Below are 1,885 nucleotides of genomic sequence, written 5' to 3' on the forward strand. Positions count from 1 at the left end.
CTACATGTCCGTCACCGGCACCAAACAAGGCCTGATCACCGCCGGTGCCTTCACCGCCGATTCGGTCGGCAACACCTACCAGGAAGGCCACGAAGACCAGGTCATGGTCCAGGGCTTCAACCACGAAGTGATCATCCCGCGCGACCCGCAGTCCGGTCAGCCGACCGGCCAGCGCGTGCACAAGCCGGTGGTCATCACCAAGGTCTTCGACAAGGCGTCGCCCCTGCTGCTGGCCGCGCTGACCTCCGGCGAGCGCCTGACCGAAATCGTCATCCACTGGTACCGCACCTCGGCGGCCGGCACCCAGGAGCACTATTTCACCACCAAGCTCGAAGACGCGATCATCGTCGACATCAAGGACTACATGCACAACTGCCAGGACCCGGCCAACGCGCACTTCACCCACCTCGAAGACGTGCACTTCACCTACCGCAAGATCACCTGGACCCACGAAGTGTCCGGTACCTCCGGCTCGGACGACTGGCGTACCCCGGTCGCCGGCTAAGCCTGCGTTAGTTCACTGCCCCGGCCAGCCAGCCAGCATGGCCGGCCGGGGCAGCCTGTCACCCCAGTTTTTGCAGCGGGAGGAACATCGGATGTTCTCAGCGGCCAACCAGCCCCATTTCACCCTGACCCTGGACGGGGTCGACAGCGACTTTCAGGTGCTGTCGTTCAGCGGGCGCGAAGCGCTCAGCCAGCCGTTCGAATTCGAACTGGAGCTGGTCAGTGAACGGGCGTCGCTGAACCTCGAATCCCTCCTGCACACGCTCGCCTTCCTGCAGCTGTCGCCCAGCGGCAGCGGCATTCACGGGCTGGTCTACAGCGCCGCGCAGGGCGAAGCGGGGCGGCGCCTGTCGCGCTACCGGCTGGTGCTGCGCCCGCAGCTGGCGTACCTGGCGCACCGCATCAACCAGCGCATCTTCCAGTACAAGACGGTGCCGCAGATCATCGCCCAGGTGCTCGAGGAGCACGGCATCCTCGCCAGCGACCACCGCTTCGTGCTCGGCGCGGTGTACCCCGAGCGGGTGTACTGCGTGCAGTACGACGAGTCCGACCTGCACTTCATCCAGCGCCTGTGCGAGGAGGAGGGCATCCACTACCACTTCCAGCACAGCCCGCAGGGCCATGCGCTGGTGTTCGGCGACGACCAGACCGTATTCCCCACACTGGCCCCGGTGGCCTACCAGCAGGACACCGGGCTGGTGGCCGACGTACCGGTGATCAAGCGCTTCGGCCTGCGCCTGGCCACGCGCACCAGCCGCACCACGCGGCGCGACTACGACTTCACCAAACCGCGCATCCAGCTCGAAAGCGACGCCGACAGCGGTGCTGCGCCGGACCTGGAAGACTACGACTACCCGGCGCGCTTCAGCGACCGCGCGCGCGGCAAGCACCTGGCCACCCGCGCCCTGGAGCGCCACCGCAGCGACTACCGCCTGGCCGAGGGCCGCAGCGACCAGCCGAGCCTGGTCAGCGGGCATTTTCTGAGTCTGACCGAACACGCCAACCCGGCCTGGAACGACCTGTGGCTGCTCACCGAAATCATCCACGAAGGCAAGCAGCCGCAGGTGCTCGAAGAGGTGATCAGCAGCGACGTCACCGACCTCAAGGACGACTTCCACCAGGGCTATCGCAACCGCTTCTGCGCCACGCCGTGGGACGTGCCGTATCGACCGCCGCTGAGGCATCCCAAGCCCAAAGTGCTGGGTGCGCAACGTGCGGTAGTGACCGGCCCCGAGGGCGAGGAGATCTATTGCGACGAGTACGGCCGGGTCAAGGTGCAGTTCTTCTGGGACCGCGAAGGCCAGTCGGACGACAAGACCACCTGCTGGATGCGCGTGGCCTCCAACTGGGCCAGCCAGAGCAGCTTCGGCGCCATCTCGCT

The 1,885-nt window shown here is 66.3% G+C and carries 2 protein-coding genes; both read left to right on the plus strand.

The window, feature by feature from the left end; all coding sequences use genetic code 11:
• Positions 1 to 505, plus strand: a 505-nt coding sequence (locus FW760_RS25910) for an Hcp family type VI secretion system effector (protein ID WP_446444107.1), incomplete at its 5' end; no start/stop codon positions are given.
• Positions 506 to 596: 91 nt separating this feature from the next.
• A partial coding sequence (gene tssI / locus FW760_RS25915; RefSeq protein ID WP_446444108.1) for a type VI secretion system tip protein TssI/VgrG occupies positions 597 to 1,885 on the plus strand: 1,289 nt, incomplete at its 3' end.

The sequence above is a fragment of the Pseudomonas sp. 1176_21 genome, from assembly GCF_052850635.1.